The organism is Atopobacter sp. AH10 (genome assembly GCF_003664595.1).
Lineage (GTDB): Bacteria > Bacillota > Bacilli > Lactobacillales > Aerococcaceae > Atopobacter.
The window spans coordinates 1-637 of record NZ_QXPZ01000011.1; the positions used below are offsets into that span (position 1 = coordinate 1).

1 pseudogene is annotated in these 637 nt (G+C 37.5%); it reads left to right on the forward strand.

Going from position 1 to position 637, the window contains the following annotated elements:
- Window positions 1–288 precede the first annotated feature (288 nt).
- A pseudogene (locus D3H64_RS02900) lies at window positions 289–637 on the forward strand (IS21 family transposase); the annotation flags it as partial.

The following is a 637-nucleotide window of genomic DNA, read 5'->3' on the forward strand; positions in this document are numbered from 1 at the left end:
AAAACAAAAGCGCTTTCACGTTTATATAATTGCATATTCATACAAATAATGCAATAAGAACTAAGCTATCTCATTAAACTTTTATATTGATATGACAAGTCTTTTGACGTTTTTATATATAAATAGAGCTATTTTTATGGCATTTTGATTCTTTTTGCTGTATTTGGTAAACTAAAAATCAGCCAAGTGGCAATTAAAAATCCAGCCGCTTGACCAACAAAAGAGTCCACTGCCACCCCTAATACGATATCCTTTTAGTATACGACCACTGAAAGGATGGAATTAGAGGTGTTAACAGTGAACCAAATTTATGATATACGATTGATGCACGACATGGAAGGGAAAAGTATCAGAAGCATTGCCAGGGAGACTGGTTTCGATCGCGCCACAATTAGTAAATATGTCAATCAGGAAGATTTTAGCCCTGATGTTCCGATTAAACAGAAGCGAAGTCGCAAAACAGATCCCTATCGAGCACTTGTTAAACAATGGCTCCTAGACGATTTTAAAGCCCCCAGGAAGCAAAGACATACCGCTCAAAGAGTCTATGATCGACTCCTTGAACTCCACAAAAAAGGAGATTTGGTCTTAAAGGCTTCACCTAGGACCATTCGCTCTTTAGTGGCTGAATTAAGAG